The sequence below is a fragment of the Psychrobacter sp. NPDC078929 genome (assembly GCF_050267985.1).
Taxonomy (GTDB): domain Bacteria; phylum Pseudomonadota; class Gammaproteobacteria; order Pseudomonadales; family Moraxellaceae; genus Psychrobacter.
Genome location: NZ_JBNNFX010000003.1, coordinates 23,930 through 43,028 on the forward strand (window position 1 = coordinate 23,930; position 19,099 = coordinate 43,028).

The 19,099-nt window shown below is 43.1% G+C and carries 13 protein-coding genes; 10 read left to right on the forward strand and 3 right to left on the reverse strand.

Features of this window, described 5'->3' with window-relative positions:
* Window positions 1-67: 67 nt before the first annotated feature.
* Together ACQKCG_RS02470 and ACQKCG_RS02475 are read right to left on the reverse strand one after the other, a co-directional pair.
* A complete protein-coding gene (locus ACQKCG_RS02470; RefSeq protein WP_427585005.1) occupies window positions 68-946 on the reverse strand; it encodes a polyphenol oxidase family protein in 879 nt (292 codons plus the stop codon).
* Window positions 947-986: 40 nt separating this feature from the next.
* Window positions 987-2,222 carry an RluA family pseudouridine synthase gene (locus ACQKCG_RS02475; protein ID WP_427585006.1) on the reverse strand — a complete coding sequence of 412 codons (1,236 nt, stop codon included), beginning with the start codon at window positions 2,220-2,222 and terminating at the stop codon, window positions 987-989.
* Window positions 2,223-2,980: 758 nt separating this feature from the next.
* Here ACQKCG_RS02475 and ACQKCG_RS02480 point away from each other — a divergent pair.
* From ACQKCG_RS02480 to ACQKCG_RS02510, 7 genes are all read left to right on the forward strand, one after another.
* Window positions 2,981-4,162, forward strand: a complete 1,182-nt coding sequence (locus tag ACQKCG_RS02480; protein WP_057759574.1) for an outer membrane protein assembly factor BamD — start codon at window positions 2,981-2,983, stop codon at window positions 4,160-4,162.
* Between the two features lie 147 nt (window positions 4,163-4,309).
* A complete protein-coding gene (locus ACQKCG_RS02485; protein WP_427585008.1) occupies window positions 4,310-6,529 on the forward strand; it encodes a DNA primase in 2,220 nt (739 codons plus the stop codon).
* A gap of 530 nt (window positions 6,530-7,059) precedes the next feature.
* On the forward strand, window positions 7,060-8,982 hold the full coding sequence (rpoD, locus tag ACQKCG_RS02490; RefSeq protein WP_101204784.1) for an RNA polymerase sigma factor RpoD: 1,923 nt from the start codon (window positions 7,060-7,062) through the stop codon (window positions 8,980-8,982).
* A 400-nt stretch (window positions 8,983-9,382) separates the two neighbouring features.
* Complete coding sequence (locus ACQKCG_RS02495) at window positions 9,383-9,826, forward strand: MarR family winged helix-turn-helix transcriptional regulator (RefSeq protein WP_427585009.1); 444 nt, start codon at window positions 9,383-9,385, stop codon at window positions 9,824-9,826.
* Window positions 9,827-9,842: 16 nt separating this feature from the next.
* Window positions 9,843-10,637, forward strand: coding sequence for a siderophore-interacting protein (locus ACQKCG_RS02500; protein WP_427551740.1), 795 nt, complete (start codon window positions 9,843-9,845; stop codon window positions 10,635-10,637).
* 33 nt (window positions 10,638-10,670) lie between these two features.
* Window positions 10,671-11,201 carry a DUF2798 domain-containing protein gene (locus ACQKCG_RS02505; protein WP_427585010.1) on the forward strand — a complete coding sequence of 177 codons (531 nt, stop codon included), beginning with the start codon at window positions 10,671-10,673 and terminating at the stop codon, window positions 11,199-11,201.
* A 543-nt stretch (window positions 11,202-11,744) separates the two neighbouring features.
* A complete protein-coding gene (locus ACQKCG_RS02510) occupies window positions 11,745-12,053 on the forward strand; it encodes an ArsR/SmtB family transcription factor (protein WP_101204781.1) in 309 nt (102 codons plus the stop codon).
* A 271-nt stretch (window positions 12,054-12,324) separates the two neighbouring features.
* Here the strand turns inward: ACQKCG_RS02510 and ACQKCG_RS02515 are convergent, their stop codons facing one another.
* Window positions 12,325-13,824, reverse strand: a complete 1,500-nt coding sequence (locus tag ACQKCG_RS02515; protein ID WP_427585012.1) for a SulP family inorganic anion transporter — start codon at window positions 13,822-13,824, stop codon at window positions 12,325-12,327.
* 679 nt (window positions 13,825-14,503) lie between these two features.
* Between ACQKCG_RS02515 and ACQKCG_RS02520 the strand changes: the two genes are divergently transcribed.
* The 3 genes from ACQKCG_RS02520 to nrdA all read left to right on the forward strand — a co-directional run bounded on the left by ACQKCG_RS02520 (window position 14,504) and on the right by nrdA (window position 19,057).
* The gene (locus ACQKCG_RS02520) at window positions 14,504-15,463 is read left to right on the forward strand and encodes a bestrophin family protein (RefSeq protein ID WP_427551690.1); all 960 of its coding nucleotides are present in this window, start codon (window positions 14,504-14,506) and stop codon (window positions 15,461-15,463) included.
* A gap of 524 nt (window positions 15,464-15,987) precedes the next feature.
* The gene (locus ACQKCG_RS02525) at window positions 15,988-16,278 is read left to right on the forward strand and encodes a YbeD family protein (protein WP_057762424.1); all 291 of its coding nucleotides are present in this window, start codon (window positions 15,988-15,990) and stop codon (window positions 16,276-16,278) included.
* Between the two features lie 502 nt (window positions 16,279-16,780).
* Window positions 16,781-19,057, forward strand: coding sequence for a class 1a ribonucleoside-diphosphate reductase subunit alpha (gene nrdA, locus ACQKCG_RS02530; RefSeq protein ID WP_114701006.1), 2,277 nt, complete (start codon window positions 16,781-16,783; stop codon window positions 19,055-19,057).
* Window positions 19,058-19,099 lie beyond the last annotated feature (42 nt).

Here is a 19,099-nt window from a genome sequence, read left to right on the forward strand (position 1 = left end):
TGTACATATAGTACCTCTAGGGAGGGTAACACCGTAGCGGTTTAGTAGTTCGCTGACTATAAAGCTGCTAACGACGGACGATGACTAGTGCCATCCGACCCGTGGCAGGCTGGTGCATATGAGTCTGACGGCGATACGAGTAATAGTGAGTATTTGCGTAACTACAGTCAACAGGTAAATCATTCACAACTATAGCACCGGCAGCTTCTAACTGCATGGCAGCAAGCTTCGGTAAATCCAGCTTTATTTTGTCATCATAAGACGATATAGAAAATAGCGACACAAAGTTATCGATATGGGCCTGTGATAACGTCTGATTGGCTATACACCCAGCCAATAGCTTATCGCGAACGTCTGTATTTACTTCATAGTTTTCCTGACTGATACACACTCCTATCCAAGCTTGTATAGGGCCTGAATCAGTAAAGCGGTTGACAGTCTCTTGTATCACACCACAGGCCAATCCTTGCCAGCCTGCATGAATCGCTGCGATTTTGCCACTGGTGGGCTGATATAAGACAATCGGTACACAGTCTGCCGTCATGATTGCCAGACCGCGACCACTTTGTTGACTGACCATCGCATCAGCAGACATTGGCGCCATATTCAACGTAGTAGCATCGACATCATGAATACGTTTACCATGAACCTGACTGACCCAATGTAAGCGATTAATAGCCGCATGCTGCTCGTTCTGTGCAGACTTACCTGTCAGCTGCTCATTGATAGCAGCCAATAGACTCATGCGGTTATCTAATACTTGCAGTGCATTATCATTGACATGAAGGCCTAAATTCAGCTCGCCATAATTTGACTGACCCTCAAACCCTGTACGCTGGTTTTTAGCAGCAGAGTCATCAATATCATCATGCGCAAAAGCAGCTGTCTGAAAAACAGCCACATCATCAATTTGCGCAATCATTGTCATTGGGAACGTGTTCGTCATGGCTGCTCGCTCTCACCTCTCATCTAGTAAACGTTAGCGTTTACTCTTCATAATAACCGTCGCTTAGTACGGCCATCAGTTTTTGCATATCTTCAGGTAGTGGCGTCGTGACTTCAATGTCCTCACCTGTCGTCGGATGCACGAATCCTAACGTATAGGCATGCAGTGCTTGGCGTGGGAAATTATTAATAGCTTGGCGCTGAGCTTCTGTCAATCCAGAGCGCAACTGACGACGTCCACCATAGACACGATCACCGACTAATGGATAAGTAATATGACTTAGATGCACACGAATTTGATGCGTACGTCCAGTCTCAAGCCCCACATCTAGTAGACAGTAGTTTTCGTTCAATGGTGTGACATTTAGTAGATGCGTTACCGCTTCGCGGCCAGCGGTCATCACCGTCATTTTAGTACGCTGATTGCGATGTCGGCCAATCGGCGCATCGATACGACGATGACGAGATAAGCTTGCTTGGTCCCCTGCTACGACACATTTATAGTGACGATAAACAGACTTGTCTTTTAGTTGTTCCATCAGTGCCATCTGAGCAGGTTTGGTTTTGCCAATCAATAGCAATCCAGAGGTGTCTTTATCAATACGGTGTACGAGACCTGCACGCGGTAAATGATGCTGCTGAGGATAATGATATAGCAATGCATTGACCAAGGTGCCGTTTTGATTACCCGCGCCTGGATGAACCACCATACCGACAGGTTTATTGATTACCAATACGTCATCATCTTCATAGACAACATCGATATCTATGTTTTCTGGTTGGTCTTCGCCATGCTGCTGTAACGTCGTTGATAGATGCAATACGTCATCTGCTTTGACACGGACTTTCGGTTTTTGAACACTGCCGTTATAAAGCAGACTGCCGTCAGTAATCCAGTTCTGAAGTTGTACACGCGAAAAGTCTGAAAACGCTTGTGATGCGACCTTATCAATACGCAGACCAGCTTGATCTTCTGTGACCACATGCGTCATATCTACAATCACTGGTACAGCTTGACCCGCTACTGGGGCTTCATCGTCGTCACCGTCCATGTCGCTGTCATCAATATCATTATCATCAATGTCGCTATCGTTCAGATCATTACCATCATCGATGAGCAACTCTTCATTATCAAGCGCATCATCATGCACTTGATCACTCATGATTGGTTGATTATCAGGTAGCTCATTATTGTTCAAAACATCATTTGGCATTGGTGACTCTTGTGCTGATGAATCAGTATCTAGCGATTGATTCGGTGATAAATTGGTAGTCATGGCATCATTATTCATAGCGGATTGATACATTGATACATGGCAAAGTCCCTGACAGTGTTTTGTGAGGTGACTTCGAAGATAGTATTATAAATAGCAGTATAAAAAATTGTCGTTTTTTGATTATCGTCATTTACCTATAAATAGCAGATAACAATCTTCAAGGTACAAAAAAGCGGAGACAATATCGCTCTAGTGTATCATGTCACACGCATAAGCCCTATAGAAGCTGCATGCTATCTGATAATTTTTGAGCATACCTTTGGGCTGTAAGATGCATCGCTTAACTCTCTAGAACATGACATTGCTGTAATTTACTGTATATTTACTCATGCTAGCGACATTCGATATCGCTCGTGACAGCCGCTCATGTTAAACTGCCTATACAATATAGATGGCGAAAAAATAGACGTAGCAAATGTTATTCTATAAAGTATAGCCATGTTTTGCTGTATGCTATGGCACTGTATGCGAATGCCGTATTTAGATACAGTTTGAAAATAGCATTGGGTTTTGTTGACCGTGTTTGCCATTTAAACCGTTTAATTATGGTTAAATGCATGTGGTCTATGACTGGCTTACTATAAAAGCGCTATGTATCAGGCCCAATCTATCATTACAATACGTCATAACAAAAACTGCATTCGATAAAAAATTTTTGCTAGTGGATCGCTGACTATTTAGCGTCGTTTTTTATCACTAACCTTTTATATAGCATAATAGCGCCGCTGCTATTATGCGTCTTGTGTCGGAGAAGAAGTATGCAAGCTGTTGGCAATACGTTTATCAAACTGTCCTCAATAACCCTACTGGCGCTTAGCGTCAATCTAGTGGGTTGCCAGACTTTCAAAAATCTAACTGGCGCCAAAGATGGTGAGGCAGTAGAAACAGCTGAAAAATCAGAGCAAGGATATTATAACGAGGCCGTCAATCAGATTGACAAAGGTCACTATATCCAAGGTATCGAAGAGCTGACCAATCTACGCACATTCTACCCAACCGGACAGTACGCTGAGCAAGCCTTGCTTGACATGATGTATGCACAATACGAAGGCGACAAGTATGAAATGGCGGCAGCAAGTGCTGAGCAGTTCATCCGCCTGTATCCGTCTAACCCACAAGTCAGCTACGCCTACTATGTGCGCGGCGTTGCCAATATGGAAGGTTCATCTGAAAGCCTAAAGCTATTTAAACTGAACCAAGCTGAGCGTGATACCGCGTATTTGCGTATTGCCTTTGCCAACTTCCAAGAGCTTATCAATAAATATCCAAACAGCCCGTATGCACCAGATGCCGCTCAACGTATGACGTTCATCTACAATCAGTTTGCTGAGAGCGAAATGAGCGCAGCCAACTGGTATATCGAGCGTGAAGCTTATGTAGCAGCGGTTAACCGTGCCAAATGGGTATTCCAGTACTACCCGCTGAGTGAGTCAACCCCAGATGCTCTTGCGGTACTAGCTTATAGCCATGAAAAACTGGGTCTAACCGATTTGGCCAATGAGTACAAAACGCTGTTGCAGATCAACTACCCAGAAATGCTAACTAGCAATGGTAGTGTGAAATTAAGCACCAAACGTGACCGTACTTGGCTCAACAAGATCACCTTTGGCAAGCTTGGTCGTTCGAACACGACTGACAAATCAGTCGCATCTGGCGAGTATAACGGCGCAACTAAGACACAAATGATTCGTAATGCGGCTCAGTTGAGACTAGCAGGGACTAACACGACGCCTGCTAATACTCCAGTCGCCAATAATGCTGCTGCACGTAATGGTATTAGCGTAGGCTTAGGTCTACCTGAAGCGTCAGCTGAGCGCGTAACCAGTCAATCAAGCACTGGCTCAACTGCAAGAGAAGCCAACGTCGATCCCCTAAATACCAATCCGACACGTCGCACTACGCTAAATGACGACAGTGTGAGTGATATGGATAATAATTGATTACGTTAAGTCTCTTCTTAGCTTAGCCTAGCTAACACAGTCTGTATTCATTGATAATAAGGTCAACATTATGTTGGCCTTATTTTTCTAGCAGTACCTTATTACCTCTGCCCCAATATAATCGACCTATGGTAAACTGTTTTTTGTATGAGCATTCCTAACCATATTCTTGAACAATTAAATAGCCAAGCTGACCTGATCAGCATCATTGGCAAACACACCACGCTTAAACGGGCTGGTAGTGAATATAAAGGCTGCTGCCCTTTTCATGGTGAAAAATCGCCTTCCTTTTATGTCAATCCACAAAAAAACATCTATCACTGCTTTGGCTGTAGCGTCGGTGGCAATGCCATCAGTTTTTTGCGTGATTATGAAAATTTGACATTTATTGAAGCTGTTAATGAACTATCAAAGCAAACAGGCATTGAAGTACCGAAAGAAGAACAGCAAAACGTTAGTTATCAACGTCGCGCACCCAAACCTATTGCACCGCCACCAGTTCACAATGTGCCTAGCCCAACTGTAGAACATAGCAAAGTAAGCCAAGACGGTACAAATAAAGACAATCATCAAAATAATCGTCAAGGCATTTATCAAGACAGTCATCAAAATAATGTCGTCCAAAGTGACCAAAATTACATCGATCAGCCCAGTTATGATGACAATCAGGGCTATGAGAACTTTCCACCATTAGAGGCGTATGATTCAGCCTCCTACTCGATGGACTCGTATTCCTCAGAGCCGTATACGCCAAACCATGCAGATGACAGTGGCTATCCACCAGCATGGCTGACAGATACGAATACTGGCGCTGGTATGCAGGACGCTCATGGCATTGAGCAAAGCGATGATAAAGATGGCAACCTATATGAGCTGCTAGAGCAAATCCAGCAGTTCTATCAGCACAATCTGATCACGCACCCCCATGCCAAGCACTACTTTTTATCGCGCGGTATCACTGAAGACATCTTTGAGACCTTTGGTCTTGGCTATGCGCCATTTGGTTGGCAGCATCTTGAGCATCAATTTCCGCAGGATATTGAAGGACTAAAAGCCTTAGGATTGGTACGTCAGTCAGAGTCTGGCCGCGACTACGATCTATTGCGAGACCGAGTCATCTTCCCAATTCGTGATAACCAAGGCCGCACTATTGGTTTCGGCGGTCGATCGCTTGATGACGAAGTAAAGCCTAAATATATCAACTCCTCAGACTCACCCGTCTTTCATAAGCAGCATGTACTATACGGCTATTATGAATCACGTCAGCAGCGCGCAGATAGCTGGCTAGTGGTCGAAGGCTATATGGATGTGATCGCTCTTTATCAAGCAGGTATCTATGGGGCAATCGCCTCGATGGGTACAGCGATTAATGAAAGCCAAATATCGCGTCTACTGACACTCAATCCAACGCTTACTTTGAGCTTTGATGGAGATAGCGCAGGACAAAAAGCCGCTTGGCGTACACTTGAAGTTGCGCTGCCTGTACTGGCCGATGACAAAGAGCTGCGGTTTTTAACCCTGCCTAACAATCATGATCCTGATACTTTTATTAAGAGTCAGGGCAGCGATGCCATGCGTGAGCAAATCGCTAATGCCATGCCGCTATCACAGTATATTTTTGCATACTTAAGTGAGCGTTATGATTTGAGTTTGGCTGAGGGTAAAGCCAAGCTCATGTCGCAAGTACGCTCATTGACCACGGCCTTGCCTAAAGGCAGTAGCTTTCGCTATTTGCTGAACAATGATGTCTATCAAAAGCTTGGCGGTAAACGCAGTCAGAATGTCGAGGCCAAAGATGCGCTGCTAGATTTTGATGGTGATATGACCATCAGTCAGCAATTGCAGCTTTGTTTTTTGTTTCAGCCGCGCGCGTTAATCGATGACCCTATTGAATCGATTTGGCAACAGTCAGGAATTAATGGCTTACACCTACCTGCGCATATCAAACAAAAAGCTTCACCCGATACACTGCGTCCGCTTGCGTGGGAAGACTTGCAAGATGCTGCTCTGCTAGACATCGTAAGCACTATCAAGCGCTGTCTTAATTACCTACCAAAAGACGTCAATGCAGCGGCGCATTTTATCTTATCAAACGTAAGACCTGCGACTCAAGATATGCTTAGCCGTAATTGGGGCGGCTTCTACAAAGCGCTAACTGCGCGCAATATTTTGGGGCTTGATGGCTTAATCGAAGAGCTAGTCAGCCAGCTGCTTGAGCGCAACATGAAGAAAAAAATACAAGAGCTGATACAGAACCCAGATCATATTAAGCTTGCGATCGTCCGTAAACAAACCCAATTATTGAATGATTGGCTACGCGCACAGCAGGCAGAGCAATCGGCACAGATGGTCACTGTGCAGTCTTAATGTTTAATTTCAAATGTTGACCCTTTAAAAGTCTAGCAGCTGCCCCCACTACTAATGATTATGCCCAGTAGCATGAGTCGCTCCTAAATCATTTAGCTGATGGCAAATAATCAGTAAAAAACGGTCGGTAGCTATCACTAGCTCGTGCTTGACGACTGTGGTCTGTGTTAAACTGTGTCGCTGTATATTGACAGCACTGCTTGGTGAATGATTGTGAGCATGCATCGTTAAGCACAAATTTTAGGTATTATTTTTACGTATCAGCTTTTAGATACTATTTTTGAGTATTAAATTTTAAGTACTATATTTTTTTAGGTACTGTATTGAAGTCTTTTTAGCTTTTCTAATTTTTAGCTGTTTATCAGCATTGTTATTGTAGTGTTTTGAGCCTTTATTCATATCAACTCATTTTTGATATTATTGACAACCTCTACGCCATATTTTGATCAATCGATTGATAAGATCAACGCAAAGAGCGAGCGATAGCGAGTCACAATATAAAAATGTCCGATGCAAGTAAGCGAGTATTTATGAACGATAAGTCAGTTTCTAAGTCCACATCTCAACTGGCCACCTTAATCCAAATGGGCAAAGAGCAAGGGTATCTTACCTACGCTGAGGTGAATGACCAGCTGCCCGACTCTATTACCGAAAGCGATCAGATCGAAGACATTGTGCAAATGCTGACCGATGTCGGTATCAAAATCTTTGAATCAGCTCCTGATGCCGATGACATCTTGATGAACGATGATTCAAGTGATGATGATATGGCAGCAGATGAGGCAGCGGCAGTACTCGCCTCTGTTGAAACTGAGCCTGGTCGTACCACTGATCCTGTACGTATGTATATGCGTGAAATGGGTACGGTTGACCTACTAACTCGCGAAGGTGAGATTGCCATTGCTAAGCGTATCGAAGAAGGTATTCGTGATGTACAGCATGCCATGTCTTACTGGCCTGGTACCGTACAGTTTGTCCTTGACGAGTATCAAAAAGTCCAAGACGGCGAAAAAAAGCTATCTGACGTCATCACTGGTTTCTTAGACCCTGAGACCGAAGAAGACAAAATCGCAGCTCAAGAAGCAAAGGAAGCGGCGAAAGAAGAGCGTGAACGCATCAAAGAAGAAAAAGAAAACCCACCGGTTATCAAAGCTAAGGTCAATGCGAAAGCAGCCGCGCTTGATAATGACGACGAAGATGAAGATGACGTTGAAGACGAAGCTGAAGAAGAAACCAGCGGTCTTGATCCAGAAGAAGTTCGTTTACGCCTAGAAGAGATCGAGCATCTATTTATTAAAGCCAAGCAAGCATTGCTTGATTATGGCCGTGGTAGCGTACAGGCTGATACCGCGTATGCCCTACTTGCTGAACGCTTTATGATGTTAAAGCTAAACAACCGCTTGTCAGATCAAGTCATGGCTATCATGCATGACGTCTATGATGACGTGCGTAAGCAAGAGCGTCAGATCATGCGTTTGGTGATTCGCCGTGGTCGTATGCCGCGTGAAGAGTTCCGTAAGACCTTCCCTAGCAATGAAACCAACGTTGATTGGTTGATTGAACGTATCAAAGGTAAGCCTGCATTTGCTGGTACGCTAGAAAAAGTCACTGATGACGTTATTTTATTACAACGTCGTATCCGTGATTACGAGCAGCAGCTCGACATGAAAATCCACGATATGAAAGATGTGGCACGTCGCATGGCTGTTGGTGAAGCAAAAGCTCGCCGCGCGAAAAAAGAAATGGTTGAAGCTAACCTACGTCTGGTTATCTCTATCGCCAAAAAATATACCAATCGTGGTCTACAGTTCTTGGATCTTATCCAAGAAGGTAACATCGGTCTGATGAAAGCCGTTGATAAGTTTGAATATCGCCGTGGTTATAAGTTCTCGACCTATGCCACATGGTGGATTCGTCAGGCGATTACCCGCTCTATTGCTGACCAAGCGCGCACCATTCGTATTCCTGTGCATATGATTGAGACCATCAACAAAATCAACCGTGTCTCACGTCAATTGCTACAAGAAATGGGGCGCGAGCCAACACCTGAGGAATTAGGCGAACGCTTAGAGATGGACGAAGTTAAAGTCCGTAAAGTACTGAAAATTGCCAAAGAACCTATCTCTATGGAAACTCCGATCGGTGATGATGAAGATTCGCACCTAGGTGATTTTATCGAAGATGGTACGATCTCAAGCCCTGTCGATGATGCGACTGCTGCTGGTCTGCAAGAAGCGACTCGTGATGTACTCGGCAACCTGACTGAACGTGAAGCGCGTGTCCTAAAAATGCGTTTCGGTATCGATATGCCAACCGATCATACTCTAGAAGAAGTCGGTAAACAGTTCGATGTAACGCGTGAGCGTATTCGTCAGATTGAGGCGAAAGCATTGCGTAAATTGCGTCATCCATCACGTTCTGAACACTTGCGCTCTTTCCTTGAAAATGACTAAATTTTCAGAAAAATATTGAGCCTAGCTAATAGGCTTTTGATAATCGTTAAAAATAAAAAAGCTGAGTATATCTCAGCTTTTTTTGTGCCTGCTTTTTTAGTTATAGAATTTATTAATCAATGTGCTTATTAATCACTGTGTTTATTAATTGCAATTTTTTTAATTGCAAAGCTGTTTAATTATAAAGATCCTTAATTACCAAGTTTCCTAGTCATAAATCCCTTTAATCCGAGAGCTCCTCGTTCAATATACACCCCTATTTACTTTACCTTCTACTATCTTCTCTTATTCAAAATTATCAAATTATAGATAGACACACTCTTTCAAAAATCACTTTATAGTTGACACTGTCAACCTTATTCTATATAGTTGCTTCTATCAACTATATCAAAGAGTTTTTATGTTTAACAATTCATTGAGCGAAACACTACATCAATTGATGCATACCTATACCAACCTGCTGCTAGAAGGCATTCGTCAGCAAGGTGTGGAGTTGTCCGTGACCAATATCAGAACCTTAAAAGGTGTTTGTTATAACCCAAATAGCACTGCGCTATCTATCTCTAAACACATGCAGCGAGACAAAGCTCAAATCACCCGCGCCTTAAATGACCTATTGGCGGCTGAGCTAATATTAAAGACAGACAACCCGCTTGATGGTCGCAGCCAATTACTACAACTGACTCCTAAAGGCGAAGAGGTTATGACAAAGCTTGATGCAGCAGAAGAATGGACAAGACAGCAATTAACGAAAGATTTAAGCCTCGTAGAGCTTGCGTTATTTTTCCGTGTCAGTCGCACCATGATAGACAACGTTAGCAGCAGCAAGACTACCGATAAATAAGTAAGGACAGATCCATATGAATCACATAATAAATCAAAAACCAGTACGCGAAATCATGACCGTTGCTCACAAGCAAATGATTACTCCGCACTACATCCGTATATACCTCACAGGCCAAGCAGATACTATTGCCAATATCGCGACTATGACAGTCGGCGCAAATAACAAAGTACTTATTCCTGTCGATAAAGCTCAGTCAATTGACCTAAATGACAATACTACATTCGTTGTCCGCACTTATACTCATCGCGGCGCCGATGTGGCAAAACAACAGATCTGGATTGATTTTGTCGCTCATGGTGATGAGGCGCCTGCTTCAGGTTGGGCTACTCATGCTGAGGTTGGCGACGAGATTGGTATCTTAATGAAGCCTAAAACCAAAGCGCTTTGTCCTGATGCAGATAATTTTCTACTGATTGGCGATGCCACAGCGATACCTGTGCTCGGCTCAATACTAGAAACCTTGCCTGCCAGCGCGACTGGTCAATGCATCATCGAAGTACACGGTGTAGAAGATGAACAAAAGTTGTCGACAGCAGCCAATATCACCATGACATGGTTACATAACCCAGATCCAACACAAGGCAGCCAATTAATCGACACAGTAAAATCTCTCGATTTGCCAACTGAAGAGCAGAGCCGTTTTGCTTATATCGCTAGCGAACTCTCATCTGTCAAAGCGCTACGCCATTACCTAAAGGTCGAGCAACAGTGGTCTAAGGATGAGCTATATGCCTTTTCTTACTGGAAAGCAGGTGTTGCAGAAGATCAATCTGTAAGCGATCGACAGGCAGAAAAAAACACCGACTAACTAATCGCTCTTTATGATGATAGGAAAATAACGATGGCTCCAAATACTATGCCGGCAAATACCGAGACCCTGCTCATTGATGGCAATAAAAATAGTGGTGCTAAGAATGATGGCATTAAAAAAACACCGTTGCTCTATAAAGTGTTATTAATACTTGCCTTAATGACTGTCATAGGTGGTCTCTTAACAGGTGTGATGACCTATATGAATATCGGATATTCCGATACATTTTTTATAGACTGGTCTAGAGCGCTACTTGCAGCGTATGCGATTATGCCGATTGGCTTTTTACTGATGGGTCTGGTCACAAAATACATTAATCACAAGCTACCTAATACCAAAGCGTACAAGCGCAATCTCATTACAGGTATATTAATGGCTTGTATAATGGAGTCTATGTTGGCCTTTAGTACTGCCTCAAAGACGATTGGTTTTGCCAATCAAACAGCATTTTTGAATGGCTGGTTAGAAGGATTTCTAGTTGCATTACCAGTAGGATTGACGTTAATGGTCATTGTTTCTATGACTATTAAACCAAAAATTGAGGCATTTCTAAAAAGCTAAGATATCACAACTATGCTTATTAGGTTTTTCGGTACTCTACCGCGATGCTAACTAAATTAATAAAAAAGCTTAATAAAATTTAAGAACATAAAGCATCAAGGGCGTGTTGAATATTCAACACGCCCTTGTCATATCAGAAGCTTTCTAATACTATTTTACTGCTGGTTTGGCAAAGAACTGACGTGGATTTAATAAGTCAGGCGTAACAACGTTTAGTATTAAATACGGTTTGAAAGAGTCTTTTTTTACCCGTCATATATTATTACTATTCGACAATATTCCGATGACTAGACAGTACAACTGTCATAATTAATCTAGTTTTGGCTGTATACTCTACTGTTATAGAAACGTATAGTCAGAATATAAACGCTAGTTATAAGCAGTATCTTACTAGTAGCTGTTTATTTGTATATGGTTGACACATTGGTGGTAGATAGATTCTACACCGCTTTAGTGTTTATACTCATAATGAGTAAACTAAAAACCTAATGTTCCACTCTGACAGTTGTTGATTATTAACTAGGTATCGATATCACACATTTTATGAATACAGAAAACATAATATCTGCACTTAACAACCCCATGCGTCGCCAAATCATAAAGTGGTTGAAAGACAGGTCTAACTTTCCAGCGTCATTACCAGAGCATGCTAATCTGGATGGTGTATGCGTCAGTTACATCCAAGAAAAAGCTGGATTGTCGCAATCAACCATTTCAAATTATATGGGTGTGTTAAAAAAAGCAGGATTGGTTACGTCCGAACGCCATGGACAATGGACGTTTTATCAGCGTCATGAAGCTAACATCGAAGCATTTCTCAATGAAGTTGAAAAAGAGCTGTTGAAGCTTTAAAAATTTCTCATAATCTTTAGAGCTATTTTTCTTTGTTAAAAAACATCTAGATATTTCAATATAACGATTAACTATCTTCATACCGCATCATCCAAACCAGTACTTCTTCCCTTCTAGCTATTCCTTCTCTTCTGCCATCCTATTAGCTTGTAAAAACTTTATCCATAAAAGAATATAGTCTTCTAATCAGGTTTTAATCTGCATAAAAAAAGCCGAGATATACTCAGCTTTATAATATTTATCAATATGACACTATTGATACATAGCTAATTTAATGCGCGCCTAAGCTTTGCTCAGCATCTGGCTTATCATGCACACCGAAATTGTCTATCATCGCCTGGCTCGCCTCGTTCAAACCGATGAGCTCTACCTCAGTGCCTTCACGGCGAAATTTAATAATCACTTTATCTATGGCGGCGACTGCTGTCACGTCCCAAAAATGCGCGCGCGACACGTCAATGACCACGTTAGAGACAGATTCTTTAATATCAAAGGAGTCAATCATACGCTCTGCTGATGAGAAAAATACTTGTCCGTCCACTCGATAATAACGCGTTTGCGCTGCTTCATTCATGTGACTATGCACACTCATATAGCGCTCAATCTTATTGGCAAAGAACAATGCTGACAGCAGCACGCCAATCAATACGCCATAGGCCAAGTTATGCGTTGCGACCACCACAGCAACGGTCGTAATCATGACCACATTACTTTGCAGCGGCTTGGTTTTTAGCTCTTTAAAGGAACCCCAGTTAAAAGTACCGATAGACACCATAATCATTACAGCGACCAATGCGGCCATTGGAATAATCTTTAGCCAATCGCTTAAAAACACCACCATCAATAATAAAAATACTCCTGCCACTAAAGTAGAAAGACGTGTATAACCGCCTGATTTGACGTTGATGATAGACTGCCCAATCATCGCACAGCCTGCCATACCGCCAAAAAAGCTACTAACCACATTGGCAATACCTTGACCTTTGCACTCTTGCGTACGGTCGCCTTTGGTATCAGTTAAATCATCTACGATAGTCATGGTCATCATAGACTCAAGTAAGCCAACTATCGCCAGACTGATAGAGTACGGGAAAATAATAATCAATGTATCTAAGTTCAACGGGATATCAGGTATCAAAAACATCGGCAAGGTATCAGGCAGTTGGCCCATATCATTGATGGTTCGAGCCTCTGCACCTAATAAGATGGCTATAGCCGTGACCAGTACAATACTGACCAATGGCGATGGAATCACTTTACCAATCTTTGGAATATATGGATAGCCATAGATAATGACTAGACCTAGGGCCACAAGACCGTATACGTGTACTAGGTTTGAACCTGCCTGCGGCATCAGCTCAGGAATCTGCGACATAAAAATCAAAATAGCCAAGGCATTGATAAAGCCCAGTACCACAGATTGCGACACATATTTCATCAGATTCCCCAGCTTTAAGAAGCCAAATATAATCTGTATAACACCTGTCAGCACACTGGCTGCTAACAAGTACTGCAATCCATAATCCTTGACCAGCGTCACCATTAGTAGCGCCATCGCACCAGTCGCCGCCGAAATCATCGCTGGACGACCACCAACAAACGCAATCACTACCGCGATACAAAACGAGGCATAGAGCCCTACTTGGGGGTCCACACCGGCAATGATAGAAAATGCAATCGCTTCAGGGATAAGCGCCAAAGCGACGACCATGCCAGCCAAGACATCGCCTCTCACATTGGATAGCCAATGCTCTTTAATTGTATTTAACATATTTAACTCAGTTTTGGAGAACTGCTTTAGTCTGTCAATAAACGAAGTATCTAATCACTATTTAGAAAGCATCTATTTGGAAAGTATCTAAAAAGTAGTTAAAAATCAGCTCACATGAAAAGTTTGACGCATCTCGATCTAGGTACATCTTTATCTAAGTACATCTCTATCTAGGTATTTTGCCCATTGCCTATCAAATGACAAATATAAAAATGTGAACGTTCATAGTTAGCGAGTGATCGTCATAACGTACTTTTAGTGGGGTAATCTTTACGATCCATTAGATATATCGAATAGTGATACAAACGTTAAAGCAGTGCATGCGCACAAGAAAAAGCGTCAGACGCTTTATGAGAGTAATTGCTATAGGAAGCAATCATTACTGAGGAGGGGTACAGCTAGGGTGGCGTATTCATCTCTGTGGTGACAGCTTTTATAGAGTTAAGAAGTGATATTTGGCGTCATTTTAACATACATAAAGTAGATTAATAAAAACATTTCCCTTTTTGCCGAGCATTCAACTCCTTTAGCTATCCCAATTACCGAGCTTAAGTAATCACCTTACTCTTTTGTTTGAATAAATTTATAGCCTTTTGGGCTTTACAGATCTCGATTCTATATTAGAATCACACGAGACATTTAATAGTGTCTACATGTACCCCATCGCTAGGAAACTGACATGATTGTCCGGCAAACACCCAATGCCCTTAAGATATTTTTCACTCTACGTGGATCAATCATTCCAAAAATTTATCCGCAAATTTTGCTGATTACTATTCTTAGTACGCTCATCACGATTATTCAGCACTGGATGCCTGACTCGTTTCCTTATTATGGTATGGCAACGTTTACCTTGCTCGGGATTGCCTTATCGTTGTTTCTTGGGTTTCGAAACAATGCCAGTTATCAGCGTTGGTGGGAAGCGCGCGGACTGTGGGGTCAGCTGGTATATGACTCTCGTAGCTTAACGCGCCAAGTACTGTCTTTTATAGATGAGGACGATGCGACTGCCATAGATGATAGCGAGGATAACAATGCAACTGGACGCGATACTCAGCGAACGATGGTATATCTGACCATTGCGTTTGCCCATGCGGTGCGCCACCGATTGCGTGGTACGCCACCTTGGGCGGATATCGAGCCTTTTGTCGCATCGAGGCATCATGCCCGTATGCACCAAGCGAAAAACGTACCTGATTATATAATGCGCCTGATGGGTAAGCAGCTAAGCGACATTCGGCGTCAGGGACTGGTATCGGAGCAAGTCATACAAAACATGGACGAGCGCCTGACCTCTATGACAATTGTACTGGCAGCTTGCGAGCGCATACATAACACACCACTGCCATTTGCTTACATGCTGCTGGTACATCGCACGACCTATCTGTATTGCATCATGTTGCCTTTTGGCTTGGTGGCATCACTCGGTTGGGCGACCCCGTTGATTTGTGCGGTGATTGCTTATACCTTTTTTGGTTTGGATGCGCTTAGTGAAGAGTTAGAAGAGCCTTTTGGCTTGGCGGCTAACCAATTACCTTTGACTGCCTTATCACGCACTATCGAGATTAACCTGCGAGAAGCATTGGGAGAGACAGATATTCCACCTGATATCACTCCTATCAATGGCTATTTGCAGTAGCTTTTATTAACAGCCATTAACAAAGGCTAATTCACCTATACTGCTTAATAGAACAGACTAAATACAGACTTTACTTGAATAATCGTCCATAGACCACTATAAACAGTGCATATATTCTCTGCCTAATATAGCCATTCCACTATAAAAGTATGACAGTGTTAACCTCGCTTGAAGTATCACATGTACATCTACACTCGGTTGCCTTGTACTACTTTTAAATTGAATCGACTGTGCCACTAATGTCTACACTGAGCCTGTCTCAGCTTTTGGCGTTATGATTTTGGCATGATTTGAGCAGATGTCTAACTAACTGAATGTCTATAGCAGCGATTTTCGAATGCCTTAATGTTAGTTACTTAATTATTTACTGCTAATGACTGATTAACTTTTTTCTATTTACCTATATAAGCGAGGCTCATATCATGAGTGATGATTCAAAAGACAACAACGACAACAATGCAAATAACCCAACCAGCAATCAGCCGTCAGTTAAGGTCACTGACCTGACGCCAAATAAAGGCGCATTGGTAGGCAAAAAGACCGATATTCAAAACCCAGAGCTTTGGGAGTTCCCGATGAACTACCCATTAAGCATCATCGGTCATGAAGGCGAGCGTGAGAGTTTGCTTAATGAAGTAAAGCTGATTTTGGGTAGCCAATTCCCTGATTTTGATTTGGCGTCTATCGAAGTTAAGCCATCTAAAACAGGTCGCTTTCACTCGGCACGGGTCAATTTGTACCTCACCGCTGCTGAGCAAGTGAATGCGCTTTATGCCTCACTTGATAATGCAAAAACGGTTCGTATTGTTTTATAAGTGGCATAAAAAACTTTCACGCCTTTTTAGTCCAAATCGTCACTCGCTAGTAATAAGTTATGGGTGGCGATTTTTTGCGGTTTGATGTACAATCTGCGCCCGCATTATTGCCGCCATGACTCCCATTATCAGTCGACAATAACCGAGAGAATGAAAAGCAAATCGTCACGAAATTTTTACAAAAATTTTATTATTGACCGCATTTGCGTCTAACCCTTATCCCATCGTCCTTTGCCAAAATTTGGACTGCCTACAACCTTGTAGCAACATAGTTTTATTCTAAAATCAATATAGTATTTTCAAAATTTTCCCGCTATATTGTGCCTACCAATTAACAAAAACGCTATATGTAGTACTCAGTGATTTTAACCGTCACTATGAGTAGTGGTAGCTTTTTGCCCAAAAAAACAGCTAGCACAACCCCGCATAATAGCGTTATAAAGAATGTCTGCCGCTGCTTTGGCGCGCAGCATCACAATAAGCAATCAAAATAGAGGCCAGCATGACACATATTGACAAAATCCAAGTAACCAAACGTGATGGACGTTTAGAGCCTATTGATTTAGACAAAATTCACAAGGTAATCGCGTGGGCGGCTGATGGTTTAGAAAATGTGTCAGTATCGCAAGTTGAGCTAAAATCGCACATCCAGTTTTATGAAGGTATCAAAACTCGTGACATTCACGAAACCATCATCAAGTCTGCCGCCGACCTAATCTCTGAAACCACGCCTGACTATCAATATCTGGCTGCGCGTTTGGCTATCTTCCACTTACGTAAGATTGCTTATAACAAATTCACCCCGCCGCATCTGTATGACCATGTCAAAACTTTGACTGACGCTGGTAAATACGATCAGCACATCCTAGCTGACTACAGCCGTGCTGAATTTGATGAGTTAGAAGAGTATCTTGATCACTGGCGCGATATGAACCTTGCTTATGCTGCTGTTGAGCAAATGGCGGGTAAATACCTCGTGCAAGATCGCGTCAGCAAAACCGTTTATGAGAGCCCGCAGTTCTTATACATGCTCGTCGGTATGTGTCTGTTTAGCCAATACGACAAGTCAGATCGTCTTGATTTCGTCAAACGCTTCTATGATGCGACCTCAGAATTCAAAATATCACTACCGACGCCGATCATGTCAGGTGTGCGTACGCCATCGCGCCAGTTTAGCTCGTGCGTATTGATCGAATGTGGTGATAGCCTAGACTCTATCAACGCAACCACTAGCGCCATCGTACGCTATGTATCACAGCGTGCTGGTATCGGCATCAACGCAGGTCGCATTCGTGCCCTTGGTAGCCCTATCCGTGGCGGCGAAGCGCAGCATACTGGCTGTATCCCATTCTACAAACTGTTCCAAACGGCAGTTAAATGCTGCTCACAAGGCGGCGTACGTGGTGGTGCTGCGACGTTGTTCTACCCACTATGGCATTTAGAAGTTGAGTCATTACTGGTACTCAAAAACAACCGTGGCGTCGAAGACAACCGTGTCCGTCATATGGACTACGGCGTACAGTTAAACAAGACAATGTACACGCGCCTAATCAAAGGCCAAGACATCTCGCTATTCTCACCAGGCGATACGCCAGGCCTATATGATGCGTTCTTTGAAGATCAAGACAAGTTCGAAGAGCTATATACCAAGTACGAAAACGATCCTAACGTACGTAGCCGCCAAATCCCAGCTGCTGATTTGTTCAGCCTAATGATGCAAGAGCGCGCCAGTACGGGTCGTATCTATATCCAAAACGTCGATCATTGCAACACGCATAGCCCATTTGACGCGACGGTTGCTCCGATTCGCCAGTCAAACCTATGTATGGAAATCGCGCTACCAACCAAGCCACTGGATAACATCAATGACGAAGAAGGCGAAATCGCGCTTTGTACGCTATCAGCGGTTAACTTGGGTAAAGTCGAAAACGTCAGCGACATCGAAGAGCCAGCCGAGCTAATCGTCCGTGCGCTTGATGCCCTGCTCGACTATCAAGACTATCCAGTAAAAGCGGCTCAAAACGGCAGTATGCGTCGTCGCACGCTTGGTGTGGGCGTGATTAACTATGCTTACTACTTAGCTAAGAATGGCGCACGCTACTCTGACGACAGCGCGCTTGGTCTAACCCATCAGACGTTTGAAGCATTGCAGTTCTATCTCTTGAAAGCGTCAAACAAATTGGCAAAAGAGCAAGGCGCGTGCCCTGCGTTCAATGAGACTACATATTCACAAGGTATCTTACCGATTGATACGTATAAGGCCGACTTGGACAAAATCTGCCAAGAGCCGCTACATCTAGACTGGGAAACGCTACGTGGCGAGATCACTGAGCACGGTCTACGCAATTCTACCCTAACTGCCTTGATGCCGTCTGAGACCTCAAGCCAGATCGCCAACGCGACCAACGGTATCGAGCCACCACGTGGTCTGGTCTCTATCAAAGCGTCAAAAGATGGCATCTTAAAGCAAGTCGTGCCTGAGATTGATAAGCTAAAAGATCAGTACGAGCTACTATGGCAAATGCCAAACAATGACGGTTACCTAAAGCTGGTCGCTATCATGCAGAAGTTCGTCGATCAAAGTATCTCTGCCAATACCAACTACGATCCCGTTCGTTATGCAGGTGGCCGTGTACCGATGAAGATATTGCTAAAAGATTTGCTAAACGCTTATAAAATGGGTGTAAAAACGTTGTACTACCATAACACTCGTGATGGTGCGAACGATGCCCAAGCGGATATGGAAGATGATTGTGCTGGCGGTGCATGTAAGATTTAAGCTATTGATGAATGGCGAGTTTGGCTTTTGGGTTAAGCTCGC

Coding starts and splice junctions, on each gene's coding strand:
- ACQKCG_RS02485 (WP_427585008.1), top strand. CDS start 4,310: ATGAGCATTCCTAACCATATTCTTGAACAATTAAATAGCCAAGCTGAC.
- ACQKCG_RS02505 (WP_427585010.1), top strand. CDS start 10,671: ATGGCTCCAAATACTATGCCGGCAAATACCGAGACCCTGCTCATTGAT.
- ACQKCG_RS02520 (WP_427551690.1), top strand. CDS start 14,504: ATGATTGTCCGGCAAACACCCAATGCCCTTAAGATATTTTTCACTCTA.
- ACQKCG_RS02500 (WP_427551740.1), top strand. CDS start 9,843: ATGAATCACATAATAAATCAAAAACCAGTACGCGAAATCATGACCGTT.
- ACQKCG_RS02475 (WP_427585006.1), bottom strand. CDS start 2,222: ATGACTACCAATTTATCACCGAATCAATCGCTAGATACTGATTCATCA.
- ACQKCG_RS02480 (WP_057759574.1), top strand. CDS start 2,981: ATGCAAGCTGTTGGCAATACGTTTATCAAACTGTCCTCAATAACCCTA.
- rpoD (WP_101204784.1), top strand. CDS start 7,060: ATGAACGATAAGTCAGTTTCTAAGTCCACATCTCAACTGGCCACCTTA.
- ACQKCG_RS02470 (WP_427585005.1), bottom strand. CDS start 946: ATGACGAACACGTTCCCAATGACAATGATTGCGCAAATTGATGATGTG.
- ACQKCG_RS02495 (WP_427585009.1), top strand. CDS start 9,383: ATGTTTAACAATTCATTGAGCGAAACACTACATCAATTGATGCATACC.
- ACQKCG_RS02515 (WP_427585012.1), bottom strand. CDS start 13,824: ATGTTAAATACAATTAAAGAGCATTGGCTATCCAATGTGAGAGGCGAT.
- ACQKCG_RS02510 (WP_101204781.1), top strand. CDS start 11,745: ATGAATACAGAAAACATAATATCTGCACTTAACAACCCCATGCGTCGC.
- nrdA (WP_114701006.1), top strand. CDS start 16,781: ATGACACATATTGACAAAATCCAAGTAACCAAACGTGATGGACGTTTA.